This window comes from Bacillus sp. 3255 (assembly GCF_031456485.1).
Taxonomy (GTDB): domain Bacteria; phylum Bacillota; class Bacilli; order Paenibacillales; family NBRC-103111; genus Paenibacillus_E.
In genome coordinates this window covers 425,850-443,463 of record NZ_JAVDUS010000003.1, presented here as the reverse complement: position 1 = coordinate 443,463, position 17,614 = coordinate 425,850, and the positions used below count along the sequence as shown (strand labels likewise).

Sequence of the window (17,614 nt, the reverse complement as noted above, 5' to 3'; positions counted from 1 at the left end):
TCCCTAAATTGTACCATATCGAAAAGGTAACTATTAAGCAAATCTACCCTTTAGTTCAACGAAAAATGAGCAGCGCCGCGACGGTCTGCTCACTTTATGTTGTCCTTTAGCGTAATAACACAGGGCAGAACTAACTATCATTTCCAACCAGCACGTTGTAGTACCTCTCTTACAAAGTCACCTTTGGCATTCGTGTAAGCCATACGGTCATTCTGAAATCGTTGTGCTAGTTCCAACTTTAAGTCACCATATTGTTTGGCATCTTCTGGATGGCTTCTTAAATAGTCTCGAAACAGGATGTGCCGCTTGTACTCGGCGTTTTCCATGGTGCAGACGTATAGGTGATGCCAAGTTACATTGGCGGGTGGAATAAAAGCCTCTCGTCCAGTAGTTCCTAAGTCCCCTTCATGAACGTAACCAAGGGTAGCTAGCCGTTGAATTGCCCTAAGGACATCCGATTGCGCAGGCACAACCACGTCGATATCAACAATTGGCTTCGATGCCAAACCTGGAACGGATGTACTGCCAACATGCTCTATTGTGACTACAAAATCGCGTAATACAGGCAATACAAAACCGCGTAACTGCTGAAATAATCGAGCCCAACTAGGATCATATTCACGTACTATTAGACCAGCTCCCATCAAACCCCTCCAGCCTGTTTCTTTAACAAATAAAGGCATTCGATCATGTGAACTGCCTTCATAATATGATTAAACTATAGTTCCCCGTTAGACCGAGCTGCGTCTTATTTAGTGATGTCTTTTTCTTCGACTGCCTGCACTTTAATTTTCATGGTAGTTCAATACACAATCACTTAATCAGATTACGATTTCCTTCTTTATTGGCTCCTCATCTCGATTTCTTCTCAGCAATGCTTGGTATAATGCAATAGCAAAAAGCAACGTACCAATAATCATAAACAGGATACTAATTACATAAGGTGCCCTTAACATGGTTGCATCCAAAGCTAAGGAAAATTTACCAGGCGGGTCACTCCATCCCGTCATATGGGGAACATAATTTGCAATTGCCAGATACACCATTCCAAAGAGTAATGTTCCACTTAATAAGAAGCTAAAAGCTGATACTAACAATAATCTCATCAACAGTTGGACTCCTCCTAACCCGATAATAAAGAGATTTAATGGTTTTCGTAATCTTGAACCCGAAAAACTGTCGGTCCAAAGGACCAACTTTATAATACCATATATTGGAACTATTCTGCCCGTTAGCGTGGAAAAGGCAGCCGATCGTCATGGCCGGCTGCCGCGGTATATCTATTCAGCTATCGTTCGCCGATAGTTTAATCAGATAACCTAACTGTTATTTCTTCCAAATAGTTTGTTAAATCATTACGGACATCTTCAATTGTGTTCTCTTTGTAATTTCCTAAGAGCCTTCTAGCCATTGCAATATCCAAGGGGGTATCAATATAAATAGCCATATCAATATAATTACGCATTTTATCGTTTAAATATAAAAGGATAATCAAGAACAATATAGTTTAGTGATTGATTATTGAGGAGTTCCTGAACATCTTTAATTAATGGGAGCAAGTTCCATTTATTATAATCTGCTCCTAACTTACTTATTAATTGCGTTGTAGTTGTAGTTTTCCCTCCACCAATGTCATAATGTTCTTGTCAAAATCGGGAATGTCCTCAAGTTCTTCTCATTAAACTTGACAAGAACTTGAGGACATAAAAAGAAAAAGCCGCATCACATGCGACTTTTTATGTAACCATGTTCTTGTCACCCGACAATGTTATCCCTAAGTTGAGGACGATGCATGCGAATCTCTCTATCATTAATGATTGATCAGTTTCTTAATGGCTCGTCTTTAATGGTCTATTTCAAACATGGGAACTTACCTACTCCAGACTTTTTTCTTGATCGTCTGCGCCAAAGTCCTTAGTGCTTTCACAGAATAAACATGCCTCTGCTCTATATTTTCTTACCATAATTGTTTCCCTTTGGTCGTCAAGAAAATATTCAACAGCATCCCTTCCTTGATATAAAACATTTCCTGTAATTCTTTAGGAAGGACGATCCTCCCTAATTCATCAATCTCTCATATGATCCCTGTACTCTGCTTCATTTAATCGCTCCTTTTTTTCCATATTATAGCATACTTTAATATCCTACCCATCCTATTAAATGTTATTTTACGGGTGCATTTCCTCTCTTCACTTGATTTATTCTTAAAGATATGGAACTACCAAATCGTCGAGGAGCAGCAATAGCAGCGTTAGGTCCACGCTATGCCAAGGAAACCTAAGCAGGTTCTGATCACACACGCCAAAGCGAAGTTTATATCCGGATATCGATCAAAAACTTCACATAAGAGTTCATACCTTTTTTTCCTCGAATGAATGGTTATGAAGCTGCTGACGTTCGTCCATATCTTTATATGCCAATACGTAATACAGCTTCGAAAGGCCCAGTTTGATCGATCCAACTACGTCCTGATGTGACCATCTCGAGACGAGGGGTTACTAGCTCGCCCTTCAACAAGTATCATCTTGTCACAGTGCATGATAACAAAGATAAGTCACAGTTACTGACAAACTCTTCTCTATCATCCTGTTGAATCAATATCGGTCGAGCTTCTTAACCCCGGATCAACGTGACCTTAAATACACTTCCTAATTCGGAACTCGTCTCCAGTTCAACTGTTCCCTGGAAAAATGCAAGCAAATGGCGGACAATCGACAAACCTAGACCAGCCCCGCCATTCCTACGTGCCCGTGACGAGTCCATTCGATAAAACCGCTCAAAAACCTTATCTCTGGACGAAGGGGATATTCCCTTCCCCGTGTCCGCAACCCGAACCGCAACCCGTCCATCTTCATGCAAAACCTGCAGCGTAACGTTCCCATTTGGCCGATTATACCGGATGGCGTTGTCCAAAAGGTTCCGAAAGACCAGGAATAAGAAGCTTTCTTCCCCCTTAACCAAAGCATTGCAGGGCTCCATTAGACGAAGCGTCACCCCATATTTGACTGCCAACGGTTCCATAAATGAAGTTGCATCTGTGAGAATGTTGGCAAGCTCTAATACACTGTGCTCACTTTGCGTTCGATCGTACGTTCCGTCAGCTAGTAGCAGCAAATCCTCAGTTAATGACTCTAGTCGCGAAAGCGTCCGCTCCGTTATCGACCTGTAATCGTTCCATTCACTTGGATCTATACCATAGCTGTCTCCGGCCACTTCAAGATTCGTGCGCAGAATGGAAAGAGGTGTTCTTAATTCATGCGCGGCCGCGGAAACAAAACGGGCCTGCTGTTGAAAAGAGTTTTCCAGCCCATCCAGCATCGTATTGAATGCGATCCCGAGCTTCTTCAATTCATCATGAAGTTGGTTAATCTCTAGTCGTTTGTGGAGGGTGGTTGCCGTTATTCCAGCAGCTGTTTCACTCATCCGTTTCACAGGCTTCAGGATAATCACTGCTAGCCATTGCGCACTGAGAACCATGCCTGCTAAAGCGACAAGCAAGCTTATGATTCGCCCCTGTATCTCTGATACAATCCTGTAAACTGAGAAAAAAGACTCTATAGCCGCATATAGAATAATCATTACAGCCAAAAAAAGAATAGCAAACAGCGTCAATCTTGATCGCAGTGAAATACGATTCCATGGTCTCATGTGTTTTCCTCTTTCCTTCCAGCTGTGTGCAGAGCCCATTTATACCCATGACCTTGAACGGTCTGAATATACCTTTCTCCTGCCTCTGGATCACGGTGCGAGAGCTTTCTGCGCAAGGAATTGATGTGAACTCGGACTGTTGAGGTAAGAGGATCCGCATGGATATCCCAAACATGCTCCAGAAGCCTTTCAGACGAAATTACCTCGGAGGGATGCAGCATCAGATATTCGAGCAAACCGAATTCTTTTCTCGTCAATGGAATAAGTACATCCTCGAACCAGACTTCCTTCGTTTTCGAATCAAGGGTAAGCTGGTCGAACTGCAGGACGGAGCTTTTCACGGACGAACTCCGGCGAAGTAGCGCCCGGATACGGGCTAGCAATTCATTGAACACAAAGGGTTTACGGAGGTAGTCATCTGCACCTGAATCGAGCCCTTCTTCCACCTCGTCTGGATGGCTGCGCGCTGTCAACATAAGGATAAAAACATCGTTATGGTGTGAAGACTGGCGAATCCGTTGACAAAGTGAAACGCCGTCCAGCTCCGGAAGATTGATGTCGAGGAGAATCACATCATAATCATTGGTATCCGCCAACTCCCACCCGATTAGCCCATCAACAGCAATGTCCACTGCATAACCTTCACGCTTTAAACCCTTGGCTAATGCAAGTGAAAGGTCCTCCTCATCTTCAACGATGAGAATTCGCATATCACCACTCCTTCCTTCTATGACAATAGAATATCACACATTTCCGTGATAAGAGGAAAATAATGTAGTCTTTCTGGGCTCACTTAACAAGGATTTAACAACCCGACCTTTATAATCAAAGCAATCTTCCTTTTGGTTGGAGGAATTTTAACAGAATTGAAAAGAAGGAGGTGTTCAATGCAAAAATCCTAAAGGTGGTTAAGCAAGTACTTCCCTTGTGATGAAAGCCGCAATGCGATTGCAGTCATGTTTGATATGAAAAGAACTCAAAATGCCCATCTTAGATTAACCCATCTTGAGAGCAGGCTACGTACTATTGAGGAACTCGCTATCTACGAACAAATCGCATCATATCCACCAAGGGCCGTTACAGGGCTTGCCGACTAAACATCGTCAGTCTAAGGGCCTACCAACTTAAGTCATGACCTACCCGATCAGAAATGCTGTCAGCCGCTAGTATCGGCTCGAGCCAATCTATCAACAGAACAAAACAAAACACCCTTGTCCTTAAGGACTGGAAGGAGACAATTAATTATGTTTGGAATTACATCACTCGGCTGGGTGCATACGCTCAGCAGCTTGCCCGCCATTCCGCTGGCTATATATATGTTTGCTCGTTACGGACGGATTGTGCCTCGGTCAAAGCCCGGTGTCGTCTACTTCGTTTCGATGCTGATCGGCGCTATCACAGTATTCCCCATCGCACATCAGTCGGTCAGCTATGTCATTGGGGCGGCAACGATCCTGCTGCTCCTCGCCGGATACGGCATCGGGCGTTTTTCGGACTTTGAGCGTGCGGGCAAGTACCTCGAAACAATCATCCTCAGCCTAACGGCGTTTCTGCTGATGTTGCCGACCGTTACCGAAACCCTGACCCGTGTTCCAAACGGCCACCCCTTAGTCACCGATTTGAAATCGCCAATTCTTCACGGTTCTCAAGCCAGTCTCTTCGTTATTCTCATCGTTGGCTTGACAGCACAAATCATCCATTTGCGTAGGCAAGACAGGCTCGCGACATTCATCACGCCAGCCAAGATGTCTGCCGATGAAGCATCATTAACTGAACTTTAACCCGACAATTAACCAGCAAGTCTATCTAATTTATAGCAGTTCATAGAGAAAGTTTAATTAAAAGGAGAAGAAAAACATGTCATTAACTCAAACTCTGGCAGAAGCCAAACAGAAATTAATCGCGCATACTCCTTTGGAGATTCAAACAGAGATGTTCCGTCAGATCCGGGAGCAGCAGGAATCCGGTATTGTTTACGGCCGGCAGGAGGGGCAGAAGGCAAAGGATTTTACACTTAAGAATGCTTTGGGAGAAACGGTTAACCTATATGATGAACTGTCCAAAGGGCCTGTTGTCCTGACTTTCTACCGGGGCGGTTGGTGCCCGTTCTGCAACAGTCAGCTTAAGGCCTACCAAAAGCTTCTGCCGGACATCGATACGCTTGGGGGCCAGTTGATTGCGGTCAGCCCACAAAGCCCGGACAACACGCTTTCCCAGCAGGAAAAAGAAGAACTGACCTTCCAAGTACTTAGCGATACACACGGTCTCGTGGCCGCTTTCTATAACATCCTTTACGACGTTCCGGATTACATTCAGGGCATTATGAAACAAATGGGCATGGACCTAGCGGAATACAACGCGACAAATCGCTGGATCCTGCCGATTCCTTCCACCTTTATGATCGACGAATCCGCCATTATCCGTTCCGCTTACGTGAATCCGGACTTTATGCAGCGGTTGGATCCTGAGAATATTCTGCAAGAATTGAGAAAGCTGTAATTATTGACAATCGTGCACGTAATTGACGATCTTTGATTGCTTGTCCGTCCTGCAGCCCATGCTCACTATGAGACTTTTCGAGAATCTTTGCCCTTACTTATGATACGGTTCACGGCGAATGTTCCTTAACTAGGCAGCCTGTTAGTCATAATGAACGAGGCGGCCCCATTTCGCTTATCGTAGGTTACATTTGGTAAAAATGTGTAGTAGATTCTACTAAAAGCCAAATGCAGAGCTACATTCGAAAGGAGCCGCTACTATGAAGGTTACACAAAATTTATCGGTTTAGACGTTTCAAAAGATTCAATTTCTGTTTCTGTTGCAGACACAAGACGTGGCGAGCCACGTTTCCTCGGCAACATTCCGCATACACTTGAAGCTATAGACAAATTGATGAAAAAGTTAGGCACTCCGGAGCAACTGCATGTATGTTATAAGGCAGGCAGGAGACCGCGTTAAAACTTTTTCCCTTCCGATGAAGTACTGCTTATAATGCTACACTTAGCCACAATGGACGTTCCCCGCAAGTGGACAGGACGAGTTCAAAACTGGGGACAAATGCTCCTCCAACTCTCCGTCTCTCTCCCCGACCGCATTGGTCATTATTTGCGTTAGTATATTGCGTTAAGGAGTTTATGCTGTGTCTCTGGTTACCCAGTCAACAATTTAAACACTAAATATCTATATCTATTTACTTGAATTTATAACAATTGATGTAACCCAACATTAAACTTTGTCAATCCATTCCAACAAAATCTGATTTATGGTCTGCTCTGCCGAACTCGGGTTTTGCATCTTAATTATTTCCGTATGGAGTTATTAATGTTGCCAGACCGATCGGTAATGTAAGCTTATCTTCAGATCGTAATACGATTAAGGGCCATAAGAAATTATTCCAACTTTGTAGTGCCTGCAGGAATCGTGCCGGCCACTACAGCGGAAGTCAATGCCGGAATAAACAAGGTTGAGCGGAAAAAGTTTTTAGCTATTATGAAGCTTGAATTTAAAAACACCGCGAGCAGCAGGGGGATCGGTATCAATACAACAAGTGTCCAACCGCCTTCTTGAACCCTAAGTATGCCGACTTCAACCGACAACCGTTTGAATTAATCTACATCTTGATGAGAAGAGGCTGAGATTCCAAATGCGTGATTGTGCCAAAAGATATTCTGTACCGCATCGCCCTGTGCGTTGTTGCAATCTACAATGACAACAACTTCAGTTTTGGGGGTGGTTCTTTCTTTGGATCCTTTTTTTCGTTTGAGCAATTGGAACGCAACTCCAACGACAGAGCCAACCACAAAACCAATTAACCCCCATAAAACTGGACCACCTTTAAGAACGAAGCCATAAATTGCGCCAGCTGCTGTTAAAAAGCCCGCCAAAAGTGCTGCTACATCCAAAAAACCCCGTCCATCGGACCGATGAATGTTGTCGATGAACGAAAGCCTTTCATTTCGTTTATCAAGTGACGTAGCATAAATCTGGTTCTTCTTAATACCAATCCGCTCTAATCCGACAAGAGCCATCTCGACATATGGGGAATGATCAAAGGTAGCAATCACACGCATGTCCACCGAGTCCTTCTCTGTACAATATAAATCGTCAACACCTTGTTGATGGTTTAATCTCAGGAAATTTGCCTGTTCTTTGTCGAATACCTTATTCGTTTCAACAGTGTGGATGTACGCATTGTATGCAGCGAAGACCCACATCGAAGCGAGGAACGGAAACCATTCAGAATCAAGAATCGAAGTTGCACTTTCAAAATCACCTATAGCAGTATAGTATATGCTCCCTACTACATGCGATTTGTAACAGATAATAATCCACCAGATTAGGTACGTCGTCCCACTGACAACCCGTTTGTTGTACACATCTCCAAGACCAGGCATGAAGAGCGACCAAATGACTGCCATCCATGGGTCCCGCTTCGTTAAATAGTTATACTGCAAGGCATTCATGGTAAATACTCTAATTGGAGCGTTTTCCCCATGAGCTAAATAGGTCAGCTGGTTTGTGTCAACAGCCGACACATAGCTCGCCCACAGAGAAAAAACAAACGTTGTTGTGTAAAGAATGACGACCCATTTTCCATCCTGTTCGAGAATCCTTGTTGCCTCTTCTGTACGTCCAGTCAGTGTGTACACAATGGCAGTATTAAAGTGACCCTTAACATTAACAGCAACTTCCCAAAAAAACAAAAGCCACCCCTGAACAAATTGACCCATTAAAAAGAAACCAAAGCCTGGAAAGAAAAATGACCATGCTAGGGGTACTAGGGGGTTAGAGTAATGAACAAAGTTCGCACAAGTTCCGTCCATGTTGAAGCGGATGCGTCGAGAACGTTTTTGTGATTTCATAAGATTATGCTCTACATTTTATGTAGTTTTATACATAAATTACTGCACTACATGGCGCTAACCTGCCCGTTAACATTCCTGTAGACGTCGTTGTGGGAATGGAGAGCACTGAGCACTACTGGTTCAACATTGCCAACTGGTTGGTGAGTCTACTCATCCAACGCTTCAGTTTTTCAAACCCTTCAATACTATTGGAAAATGAGAGATGACGTTTTATTCCACGGAAGTTTGTAGTTTGCGCGACATGTGTTTCTTTCGCCATGCCGATTCCTACAACAAGATGCGAGGTGGTAATTTGTTCGACCCGTTGATTTTGTGTATCTAGTTGCTTAAACTTCATAGTAAGAGCGCTTCGGTATGATGTGTTGTCCATATCGAGGCGCTCCCTTTTTTACAAAGCTCATTTCTTAAGCTCTACAGGATTGTTTAGTTTAATCGAATGGTGCGAATCTGGAGGAGCACATGCAAGACTCAGTGGTTTCGGAGATAGGAATAAGGCTGAACATCTTCAATCACTCGCCAGACATAAAGTCGGGGACTCTATTGCCCTTAGTCAAATGGGAACTGAGTCTCCTGATCGAAGAATATGAATAGGTATGCCAAATCATTGATGGAGTGGATGAGTTAATTGTGAAGTTAATCCTGAGCCCCCCTGGTCATTAGTTACATTTTCAATGCAAATAGAGTCAACTTTGAAAGTGAAATATTTATTAAAAGGTAGGAGCAGATAGTTCTTCTATTTTCATACGGAGTAAACTGTAAGGCTTCTCCCGCAGATCATTACCATAATGAAATCTTGACTGCCGATGTAATTGGTTCACGATGAAATATAAGTATTGATCTGGACCAATAGAAAAAGTATCCGGCCATAAAATTCTCGGATCATGTGCGATGGTTTCCAATATTCCATTCGGCAATATCTTTCGAATACTATTATTTTCATAGTCTCCGGCGTAAACGTTTCCTTTTGCATCGGTGATCATTCCATCTGATGCACCTTTTTCTCCCCAATACATAACGTGATATTGTAAATTCATATCCGGTATCGTTCGATCTCTTAGGACTTCCGTTGAAATCGAGTATAGATGACGGCTGGAGAGAGGACAAAAATACAACATCTTGCCGTCCGGGGAAATCGCTATACCATCGGATGCCAATCTAAAGGGTGAAGTAGATCCGTTTTTGTTTCGATTCATTAGGATTTTACCTTCAACTTTCGGTAAGAAAAAGAGATCGGGCGAAGTTGAGTTTGCTCCGTTTAACCGTCTCCAAGCATAGCCCGTTTCTAAATCAACGACAATAATGGCACCTGGTCCTCGGGAAGACGAATCCGTTATATAAGCATACCCTGCTTTACCAACACGAAAATCAAATCGGACATCATTCAGATATGTGCTAGACAGGACAACATCATCCGTAAATGTATATACACTTCTTATGGTATTTGAATTTAAATCTACAGCGACTAACTTCGCCCCCCCTTTGATGGGTTCCGAGAAATTAGGAGCCCCCGTATCCAGTACCCAAAGCGTACCCTTTCCATCAGCAACGACACTTTGGACACTAATGAAGGACGTTGTAATATTCGATGGGCTTACCACATTAGCTTCCAATCTAGGATAAGGCTGTAATGTGTCGTGAACGATTTCAGCCACCGTAAATTTAACGTCGTCTCCCCATTTCGGAAAACAAATGAAGATACGCCCGGTTTCAGAAACAGCCACGCCTGTAGGCATGGCTCCGTAAAATAAAAAAACCGACTCAAGCTTACCAAAATACGTTTCACCCGGTAACATCACTTGTATAAAATCCTCCTCAACAGCAACAGGTTCGAACTGCTATCACCTATTTATATGACTGAATGTGGTTCAATTGACTGGATAATAAAATAATTTTACGGGAACCCGCAAGTTCGTATCTATGACGGACGGACAAAGAGTAAACGGTGTTGTATTTTTTGCCTAAGTATCACCGCGCACGAAAGTATAAATTAAAAGAAATACACTTACATAGGAGCCTCCTTCCATGTACAAGCTATGGCCATGGACATCGAACGAAATTTATTGCTGCTAGTCTGGTTTGTGTGTATAATCACCATCTATTTTCTTGTTCCAAGAGCAAAAGCTCATGAATTTGTGTTGTGCTTTCTTGCGTGTCAGGCTGTGGTATGGACGGTAGAAATGCTGCTTGTTCACTTTGATTTGGTGGCCTACCCGTTGCGTGAATTTCCCAAAGCTTCCGATTTGAATATCACGTTCAAACTGGTGTGGACGCCTGTTGCGAGCGGTCTTTATTATATCTACAGACCTCGTTCGAATAAGTTGATGAAGTGTTTTTACTTTGCCGTCTGGATTTCACTGCTCACCTTAATTGACGGGTTGCTAGCCGCATATACCGACTTGGTGGATTATGTACAATTTCACTGGAGTTTGATGGCGATCGTGTTATCGATTATCTTCCTATCCATCCACGGCCTAGCGAGTTGGTTCTTTAGTAACCGCAAAGTTTTCAGGAAGGAGGCGAGCGAGCGATGAGTTTGCTACTGCAATACGGCATTATCGTTTCGGTGTGGATCCTTTCATTGTTATTGATTCTCATTATCCCGCGGCAGAAGCGTCGATTGGCGTTGGTCGCTTTTTTGTTCAAACAGTATATTACGTGTATTTTCGGTCATGCCGTGGTCGAACTCCAACTTCTCGCCTATCCCGTAAGGGAGCTTGCCGACGTTAGCCGGACGAGCTTCACCTACGAATATATGGCCTATCCGATGACATGCGCGGTGTTCAACGCGTATTATCCGAGCCATCGGAGTGGCTGGATTCAATTCGGCTATTACGTGATATTCACTACTGTACTGACGATAGGTGAGGTGCTGCTCGTACAATATACCGATCTGATTCGGTATGTTCGTTGGAACTGGTTTTGGTCGTGGGCTTCGATTTTCCTCACATTCCTGATGACTCGAGCGTTCTGCGTGATCTACTTCCGAAACATGACACGAGTGGAAAAGGCAAAACAAAAGAACGCAGCTAGTACGACACGTTCTTAAATGTGGGGCTATGCCCGCTAGGAAGCAGAAGAAAGAGGGAGGTCCCTTAAGGGCCTCCCTCTCGCTTATCATGATTCGCTGCTCTGATCCGGCAACTCAAGCGCGTTCATCGGTGACTCTCCGTGTCTATGGCATTGTGAGCTTGATTCCAAGTGTATTCGAAAAAGAAGGAGACTCTCTTCTACTCCAAAGCTACCGTTTTATTGTTGATCCGGCAGACGTAATGCGTTTGCCGAAGTTTGCGCTTGATCTAAAAATTCCTCTGCTTGGGTCAATTGCTGCCGGGCCGTCTCCAAAGCTTGTGAATTTGTTGCCGCATTAGATTCACTTATCGATCTTAGCGCCTGATTTAAAGCCGTTTGCGCCTCAGAAACAGCGTTAGATGCATGCTGCTCCAGCGTATTGCCGCTCGAGTTAAGTGAACCTTCTGCCGGTTTTTTTGCATACTCGGTGGCTAGATCAATTTTGTTTTCATTGGGCAAGGTGAGTCCTCCTTCCTTGATCAAAAATCAATAACTTTTACAGAAATAAGTATGCGGTTGAGTTTTTGTTTATATTCTTACGACTGCATGGGAATATCCAGACCCCACATTTCCGGCAATCTATTTTAGTATAAGATCCGATGCGTAGGAAAATCTAACTTTGATGAAAAAAGGAGGGGATAATTTCTCAATGAATAAGCCAACGTTAGCACCGCACGAATCGATGGAACTGCATGAAGCGTTAAACTTCAAAACGCTCTGCCTCACCAAGTCAAAACTTATGCAAGGCTTGGTCTTTGACCAAGAGCTAAAAGCGTTAATGCAGAAAGACGTAATTCAATCCGCACAACAGATCGCTGAGCTGCAAGCAATCTACGCAAGAGCTCCTTTCCAAGCGCCTGTTCCGAATAGCCCGACGCCTATCACACATTAAAGGGGAGCACCAATGAACACCGATTATTTAGACCCGATTAATTCGTTAAATATGCCCGAAATGGCAGATATGACATTTGCAATGGACTTCCTTATTCGTGCCAAAGAGGGTGTACGAAATTTGTCCATCGCACTGACCGAAACGGCTTCTACCGATGTAAGAGCGCTGCTGCGCAATCATCTTATGCAGGGGATTGAACTTCATCAAGAAATCACGGAGCTCATGATTCGTAAAAAATGGTTCCATCCTTACGAGCTTAACGAACAGTACCAACTCGACCAGCTTTCAGCGAAAAATACGGTGATGATCGGGCAGATGAATTTGTTCCCGGATGATACGTCGCGTAAAGGGATGTTTGATCGGACCCCAGATGAACATATTGGAGGAAATAAAGCATGAAGGCGGTAACTTATCAAGGGATTAAAAATGTCGTGGTCAAAGAGGTGCCGGATCCGAAGATTGAGAAACCGGACGATATGATCGTAAGGGTCACCAGTTCCGCCATTTGCGGCTCGGACCTTCACCTGATTCACGGGATGATCCCTAACCTTCAGGAGAACTATGTCATTGGGCATGAACCGATGGGGATCGTAGAAGAAGTAGGCCCTGGCGTGACAAAGGTAAAGAAAGGCGACCGTGTGATCATCCCTTTCAACATTGCATGCGGAGAATGCTTTTATTGTAAGAATCAGTTGGAAAGCCAATGCGACAACTCAAACGAACACGGGGATATGGGCGCATATTTCGGCTACTCCGGAACGACCGGTGGTTATCCTGGCGGGCAAGCCGAGTATTTACGAGTTCCGTTTGCTAATTTCACCCACTTCAAGATTCCTGAAAACTGCGAGCAACCGGATGAAAAGCTAAGCTTGATCGCCGATGCCATGACGACGGCGTTCTGGAGCGTAGATAATGCCGGTGTCAAGATTGGAGATACGGTCATTGTACTCGGCTGCGGTCCGGTCGGACTTCTGGCCCAGAAGTTCTGCTGGCTGAAGGGAGCAAAGCGGGTCATCGCCGTTGACTATGTAGATTACCGCTTACAGCATGCGAAGCGAACGAACCATGTTGAAATCGTAAACTTCGAACAGGATATGAATATCGGCAACAATCTCAAGGAAATGACAAAAGGCGGCGCCGATGTCGTGATTGATGCAGTAGGAATGGACGGCAAGATGAGCGATCTCGAATTTCTAGCCAGCGGTTTGAAACTGCAAGGCGGCACCATGAGCGCATTTATCATTGCGTCTCAGGCTGTTCGCAAAGGCGGGACCATCCAAGTCACTGGGGTTTACGGCGGACGTTATAACGGATTCCCGCTCGGCGACATCATGCAACGCAACGTGAATATCCGTTCCGGACAAGCCCCGGTCATTCACTACATGCCGTATATGTACGAGCTGGTTACGTCGGGGCAGGTAGACCCTGGAGATATTGTTACGCACGTCATTCCGCTTAGCGAAGCCAAGCATGGCTATGAAGTGTTCGATACGAAAACGGACAATTGCATCAAAGTCATCTTAAAGCCCTGAATATGGGTGAACACAGGGAGGACAATCCGAATGAATTCCAATTACGCTTTGCATGAGCTGCTGGAGGTTCATGAAATGGCTGCGTTTAAGACCGTTTGCATGACCAAATCCAAAACCATGCAAGCTCTGGTAACCGACCCGGAGCTCAAGCAAATTTTGCAGCAAGACGTGCAATTATCACAACAGCAGCTTCAGGAGCTCGGTGGAGTGCTGTCTAAAGTGAACCTAACCTAAAGGAGATAGAAACATGAACACCCTATTAGAACACATGACTGGGCTTCATACGGTGACCGACGACGTGATTGCAATGGATTTTTTGATAAACGCAAAGAGCGGAGTCAGAAACTATGCCATGGCCGTAACCGAATGTGTCACTCCCGAAATAAAGCAAATTTTGATGAAACAGCTCGACGAAGCTATAGACTCCCATGAAAAGATAACAAACTACATGATGCAGCGGAGCCAATACCATCCCTACCATATTTCGGAGCAAATTCAACTCGATCTAAAGAATATTCAGACCGCTATGAACATTCCGTCCTGATACAGTATTCGTCTCAAAAAAACGCGCAAAACCACCATGGTTCAGGCGCTTTTTTTGATTTTAGAAGAAGACTTTAGAGAATAAAATGTTCCCCGTGTCAAGAATCCAACAATAGAATAATGACAGACACTCTCCGCACTTATTTGGGCTTCGTCACAAACACACTTGAACAATCGCTCCTTCGTTTGTTTTGCTTCTGATTGTCATCGCCACGTACTCTGTGGATCTCTTTCTCACGTCTACCCTTCTCTATTGGTATTCGTCGTCCGATTTGTGATTTTTAAATTTACTCAATCCCCGCGGCATTCTGTACAGTTAATTGAGCTATCCCCTTACTTCAACGAACAAAGGGCAAGCCGGAACATTTAGCGGTTGATTGTTCTTCATGTTGCTACCGTACTCCGTTAGCATTGGGCATTGGGATCCTTGTCTCTTTAGTTTGTTTTTTTGATAAACCTTAGATAAAACATCCGAGACACGAAAAAAGTAACCAAAAGCGTAACCCAAGTCCAGTACCAATGCCAAGTGATGTAGCGAATGAGCTCAGTGTATTTTTCTAACAATACCTCCAAAGCCGTCATCCAGCTTGGGAAAAACAAATACCAGAGTGTTTACGGATCATGCCTTTACCTTCTGGAAATTTCAAGTTAAATACACAGCAAATTGCGGGATAGATAAAATACTCAAACGTAAAACTGTTTCGTGCCGCATACGGAAACTCGCGAACAGGGTATTCAAGTAATTTGTACTCTACAACAAGAAACCCCAAGAACCAAGTAAGCATTTGCTTAAACGAAAAGATGACAAATGCTTCCCTAATTTTGTTTCGCTTGTCGTGAATATTAACAGAAAAATCGTTAATATCCATATACCGATTAAAATGATCCTCTCCATTGTCATAAATCGGCATAACCTCGATCGTTAAAGTTATGGATATTATCACCAACAACACGAGACTTTAACATTAAATTCTTCTGCTCGTTATTTCAACGGACAACTGTATCTGATCGTATGCCAGCTGCCGTCTTGTCATAATTGTGTCCAAGCTCCGAGTTCTAAAAGTTTTTTGACTTTTTTCTCATTGTTCTTTTGAGCAGAAGAAGAAGTTTGTTTTCATATTTTTCATAAATTTTTATAGTGGCCTGAGTAGCATTAAGTTTAGGGAATATTAAATATATAGAAGTTGCAGCAGTTAGGCTAATTAATATTCCTGTTAAAACATCTAAAGGATAATGAACCCCAACCCATATACGGGAGACTCCCACTAGAACAGCTAATAATACCCATAAAATTGACCAACCTTTCTTAGAGAGCCAGAATGTAAAACAATATGAGAAGAATAAAATTGTATGGTCACTTGGAAAAGAATTGTCTTTTTCTTTATATATCAGTTTATTAACGTCATTCAATTCAACGAAAGGTTGATAATTCGAGTGAAATACCCCTGAAACCTTTCCTACCGCAAAGGCACAAATGAAAGCGATTGATGCAGAAAGAATCATAATTCTATTGTCCTCGTCTCTTGTAAACCAAATAATAAGAACACTTATTGCAAATAAAAAAACCATATATTCAGCGATAAAAATAAATGTGGGATTCAAAAAGGGATATTCTTTTCCTATGTCATTAACCAACCTAAACAATGATAAATTAATTTCTGAAATGTCCAACTCAGCACCATCCAATCTCTTTTTAAAACATAATAAAAGAAAATTAGATGCTCTACCATCGAATCAAATAACATTATTTAGATTGCTGTTACATTTTTGTAACATCGGTTTCATTTAACTAACTGCTTATATGGATGATAAGGGATATTATTTTCCTTACAACTTCACTGATTATTCTCTAGCGCATTATATTTTCCTTTAGCCATGAAAAAGCTCCCCTTACAATAAACAGGTTTTATTTTTTCACCTGTCTACCGTAAGGGGAGCATATCAGTGTCAGCTGCCGTCATGTCGTGATTGAAAAAAAGATTGCCAATCACCCCACCTGAACGGTGGGTAGATCGCAATCTCTTTGAGAAACAGGACTATTTCACGCTTATGTCAGCTAGAAGCCGCTTAAGCACAACGACTGCTTCTGCTCGAGTGGCGTGTTCCTGCGGAGCGAATTCTTGCTCTGTTCGACCATTCATTAAGCCTGTGCTGACAGCTAGCTCAACAACGTGTTTTGCCCATTCACTGACTGAGCTCTCATCACTGAACGGGATCGTGTTATTTACCGTCATATCCTCCACTTTCGTGCCCGTTGCATGAGCCTTTGCTCTTAAGAGCATGGCCGTCATCTCTTCCCGTGTGATGTTCTTCTCCGGGGCAAAAGCATCATCAGAAACGCCGTTGATTAACCCTGCTGCCAAAGCCTTCTTCACGGTATCCTCATACCAGGAACCCGCTGCGACATCAGTAAAAGGATGGAGCCCCGCACTTCCCTCAAGATTCAATGCTTTGGAAATTAAAGTTGCAAACTGCGCTCTTGTAACATTCGTATCCGGTGCGAAGTGATCGTCATCCATACCTTCTACAATCTGTTTGTTGACCATCAGCATAATATCCGATTTGGCCCAGTGGCCGGCAAGATCGCTGAAAATTTTAGTGAATTGAGTGGATTTACTTAGTGCAATGGATTGATTTTTCAAATTGTGATCCACGATTTTCATTGAGGTCCATGTAATTTGGGAAGACCCCACCTTTTTGGCTTTAAAGGTAATACAGCCGATGTCGACATTCCCCTTCTCGCCATCCGCTTTTCCCACTTTTGTATGCGCGAATGTCACTTCGTTGTTCTTCACAATGGGAGAGACGGAGAAACCTTCTATCGTGGTACTTGCTTTGACAACTTCGAGCTTGCTGGCATCAAAGGAAAGTTTCGCTTCATAAGCATACAAATCCTGAATATTTTCCCCTAGCAAGGTAACGGTAAATTCGCCTGTTGATTCGCTATCCGAGGTCTTCATTGAAAATTGGGAAGCTACCTCTGCGTTAGCCGGACTGAGCAATACTAAGGAACAACAAAGATTGCTGACTAATGCAGTAAATATGATTTTATGTCTCATAATAAG

The 17,614-nt window shown here is 43.4% G+C and carries 21 protein-coding genes and 3 pseudogenes; 10 read left to right on the top strand and 14 right to left on the bottom strand.

The features are described from left to right. Positions 1–137 precede the first annotated feature (137 nt). The 4 genes from J2X61_RS06780 to J2X61_RS06765 form a co-directional block, all read right to left on the bottom strand. Positions 138–644, bottom strand: a complete 507-nt coding sequence (locus J2X61_RS06780; RefSeq protein ID WP_310186730.1) for a GrpB family protein — start codon at positions 642–644, stop codon at positions 138–140. 177 nt (positions 645–821) lie between these two features. Further along, positions 822–1,109, bottom strand: coding sequence for a hypothetical protein (locus J2X61_RS06775; protein WP_396135407.1), 288 nt, complete (start codon positions 1,107–1,109; stop codon positions 822–824). 1,504 nt (positions 1,110–2,613) lie between these two features. Then, positions 2,614–3,648: a sensor histidine kinase gene (locus tag J2X61_RS06770; protein WP_310186729.1), complete on the bottom strand. Its 1,035-nt coding sequence runs from the start codon at positions 3,646–3,648 to the stop codon at positions 2,614–2,616. Then, entirely contained in the window at positions 3,645–4,358 is a 714-nt protein-coding gene (locus J2X61_RS06765; RefSeq protein WP_310186728.1) for a response regulator transcription factor, read from the bottom strand. The genes J2X61_RS06770 and J2X61_RS06765 overlap by 4 nt, the downstream gene beginning before the upstream one ends. A gap of 534 nt (positions 4,359–4,892) precedes the next feature. Here J2X61_RS06765 and J2X61_RS06760 point away from each other — a divergent pair. The 3 genes and pseudogenes from J2X61_RS06760 to J2X61_RS06750 all read left to right on the top strand — a co-directional run. Further along, positions 4,893–5,429 carry a hypothetical protein gene (locus J2X61_RS06760; RefSeq protein ID WP_310186727.1) on the top strand — a complete coding sequence of 179 codons (537 nt, stop codon included), beginning with the start codon at positions 4,893–4,895 and terminating at the stop codon, positions 5,427–5,429. A gap of 76 nt (positions 5,430–5,505) precedes the next feature. Further along, complete coding sequence (locus tag J2X61_RS06755) at positions 5,506–6,147, top strand: peroxiredoxin-like family protein (RefSeq protein WP_310186726.1); 642 nt, start codon at positions 5,506–5,508, stop codon at positions 6,145–6,147. Positions 6,148–6,606: 459 nt separating this feature from the next. After that, positions 6,607–6,762 (top strand): annotated as a pseudogene (locus tag J2X61_RS06750) (IS256 family transposase); the annotation flags it as partial. A 184-nt stretch (positions 6,763–6,946) separates the two neighbouring features. On the opposite strand, the pseudogene J2X61_RS06745 reads toward J2X61_RS06750, so the two are convergent. The 5 genes and pseudogenes from J2X61_RS06745 to J2X61_RS06725 form a co-directional block, all read right to left on the bottom strand. Continuing rightward, positions 6,947–7,063 (bottom strand): annotated as a pseudogene (locus J2X61_RS06745) (arabinose transporter permease); the annotation flags it as partial. A gap of 1 nt (position 7,064) precedes the next feature. Further along, positions 7,065–7,202: pseudogene (locus tag J2X61_RS06740) on the bottom strand (arabinose transporter permease); the annotation flags it as partial. A gap of 51 nt (positions 7,203–7,253) precedes the next feature. Continuing rightward, positions 7,254–8,510: a hypothetical protein gene (locus J2X61_RS06735; RefSeq protein ID WP_310186725.1), complete on the bottom strand. Its 1,257-nt coding sequence runs from the start codon at positions 8,508–8,510 to the stop codon at positions 7,254–7,256. 115 nt (positions 8,511–8,625) lie between these two features. Continuing rightward, positions 8,626–8,883 carry a hypothetical protein gene (locus tag J2X61_RS06730; RefSeq protein ID WP_310186724.1) on the bottom strand — a complete coding sequence of 86 codons (258 nt, stop codon included), beginning with the start codon at positions 8,881–8,883 and terminating at the stop codon, positions 8,626–8,628. Positions 8,884–9,220: 337 nt separating this feature from the next. Beyond that, complete coding sequence (locus tag J2X61_RS06725; RefSeq protein WP_310186795.1) at positions 9,221–10,315, bottom strand: L-dopachrome tautomerase-related protein; 1,095 nt, start codon at positions 10,313–10,315, stop codon at positions 9,221–9,223. Between the two features lie 231 nt (positions 10,316–10,546). Here J2X61_RS06725 and J2X61_RS06720 point away from each other — a divergent pair, with 231 nt between their 5' ends. Together J2X61_RS06720 and J2X61_RS06715 are read left to right on the top strand one after the other, a co-directional pair. Then, the gene (locus J2X61_RS06720; RefSeq protein ID WP_310186723.1) at positions 10,547–11,044 is read left to right on the top strand and encodes a CBO0543 family protein; all 498 of its coding nucleotides are present in this window, start codon (positions 10,547–10,549) and stop codon (positions 11,042–11,044) included. After that, complete coding sequence (locus J2X61_RS06715; protein ID WP_310186722.1) at positions 11,041–11,559, top strand: CBO0543 family protein; 519 nt, start codon at positions 11,041–11,043, stop codon at positions 11,557–11,559. Before J2X61_RS06720 ends, J2X61_RS06715 begins: the two co-directional genes overlap by 4 nt. A 200-nt stretch (positions 11,560–11,759) precedes the next feature. Here the strand turns inward: J2X61_RS06715 and J2X61_RS06710 are convergent, their stop codons facing one another. Next, positions 11,760–12,041: a hypothetical protein gene (locus J2X61_RS06710; RefSeq protein WP_310186721.1), complete on the bottom strand. Its 282-nt coding sequence runs from the start codon at positions 12,039–12,041 to the stop codon at positions 11,760–11,762. Between the two features lie 190 nt (positions 12,042–12,231). Between J2X61_RS06710 and J2X61_RS06705 the strand changes: the two genes are divergently transcribed. Genes J2X61_RS06705 through J2X61_RS06685 form a run of 5 tightly spaced genes read left to right on the top strand, consistent with a single transcriptional unit; the run spans position 12,232 to position 14,550 of the window. Beyond that, the gene (locus J2X61_RS06705) at positions 12,232–12,474 is read left to right on the top strand and encodes a spore gernimation protein GerQ (RefSeq protein ID WP_310186720.1); all 243 of its coding nucleotides are present in this window, start codon (positions 12,232–12,234) and stop codon (positions 12,472–12,474) included. A 12-nt stretch (positions 12,475–12,486) separates the two neighbouring features. Next, a complete protein-coding gene (locus J2X61_RS06700) occupies positions 12,487–12,873 on the top strand; it encodes a spore coat protein (protein WP_310186719.1) in 387 nt (128 codons plus the stop codon). Then, positions 12,870–14,006, top strand: a complete 1,137-nt coding sequence (locus J2X61_RS06695) for a zinc-dependent alcohol dehydrogenase (protein WP_310186718.1) — start codon at positions 12,870–12,872, stop codon at positions 14,004–14,006. Before J2X61_RS06700 ends, J2X61_RS06695 begins: the two co-directional genes overlap by 4 nt. A gap of 30 nt (positions 14,007–14,036) precedes the next feature. Then, positions 14,037–14,240 carry a hypothetical protein gene (locus tag J2X61_RS06690; protein WP_310186717.1) on the top strand — a complete coding sequence of 68 codons (204 nt, stop codon included), beginning with the start codon at positions 14,037–14,039 and terminating at the stop codon, positions 14,238–14,240. Between the two features lie 13 nt (positions 14,241–14,253). Then, positions 14,254–14,550 (top strand): spore coat protein, encoded by a 297-nt coding sequence (locus J2X61_RS06685; RefSeq protein WP_310186716.1) that lies wholly within the window; start codon positions 14,254–14,256, stop codon positions 14,548–14,550. A 434-nt stretch (positions 14,551–14,984) separates the two neighbouring features. Here J2X61_RS06685 and J2X61_RS06680 read toward each other — a convergent pair whose 3' ends face one another. From J2X61_RS06680 to J2X61_RS06665, 4 genes are all read right to left on the bottom strand, one after another. After that, on the bottom strand, positions 14,985–15,131 hold the full coding sequence (locus J2X61_RS06680) for a hypothetical protein (RefSeq protein ID WP_310186792.1): 147 nt from the start codon (positions 15,129–15,131) through the stop codon (positions 14,985–14,987). Further along, on the bottom strand, positions 15,128–15,418 hold the full coding sequence (locus tag J2X61_RS06675) for a CBO0543 family protein (protein WP_310186715.1): 291 nt from the start codon (positions 15,416–15,418) through the stop codon (positions 15,128–15,130). The genes J2X61_RS06680 and J2X61_RS06675 overlap by 4 nt, the downstream gene beginning before the upstream one ends. A 187-nt stretch (positions 15,419–15,605) precedes the next feature. Next, the gene (locus tag J2X61_RS06670) at positions 15,606–16,220 is read right to left on the bottom strand and encodes an undecaprenyl-diphosphatase (protein ID WP_310186714.1); all 615 of its coding nucleotides are present in this window, start codon (positions 16,218–16,220) and stop codon (positions 15,606–15,608) included. Positions 16,221–16,585: 365 nt separating this feature from the next. Continuing rightward, on the bottom strand, positions 16,586–17,608 hold the full coding sequence (locus J2X61_RS06665) for an S-layer homology domain-containing protein (protein WP_310186713.1): 1,023 nt from the start codon (positions 17,606–17,608) through the stop codon (positions 16,586–16,588). Positions 17,609–17,614 lie beyond the last annotated feature (6 nt).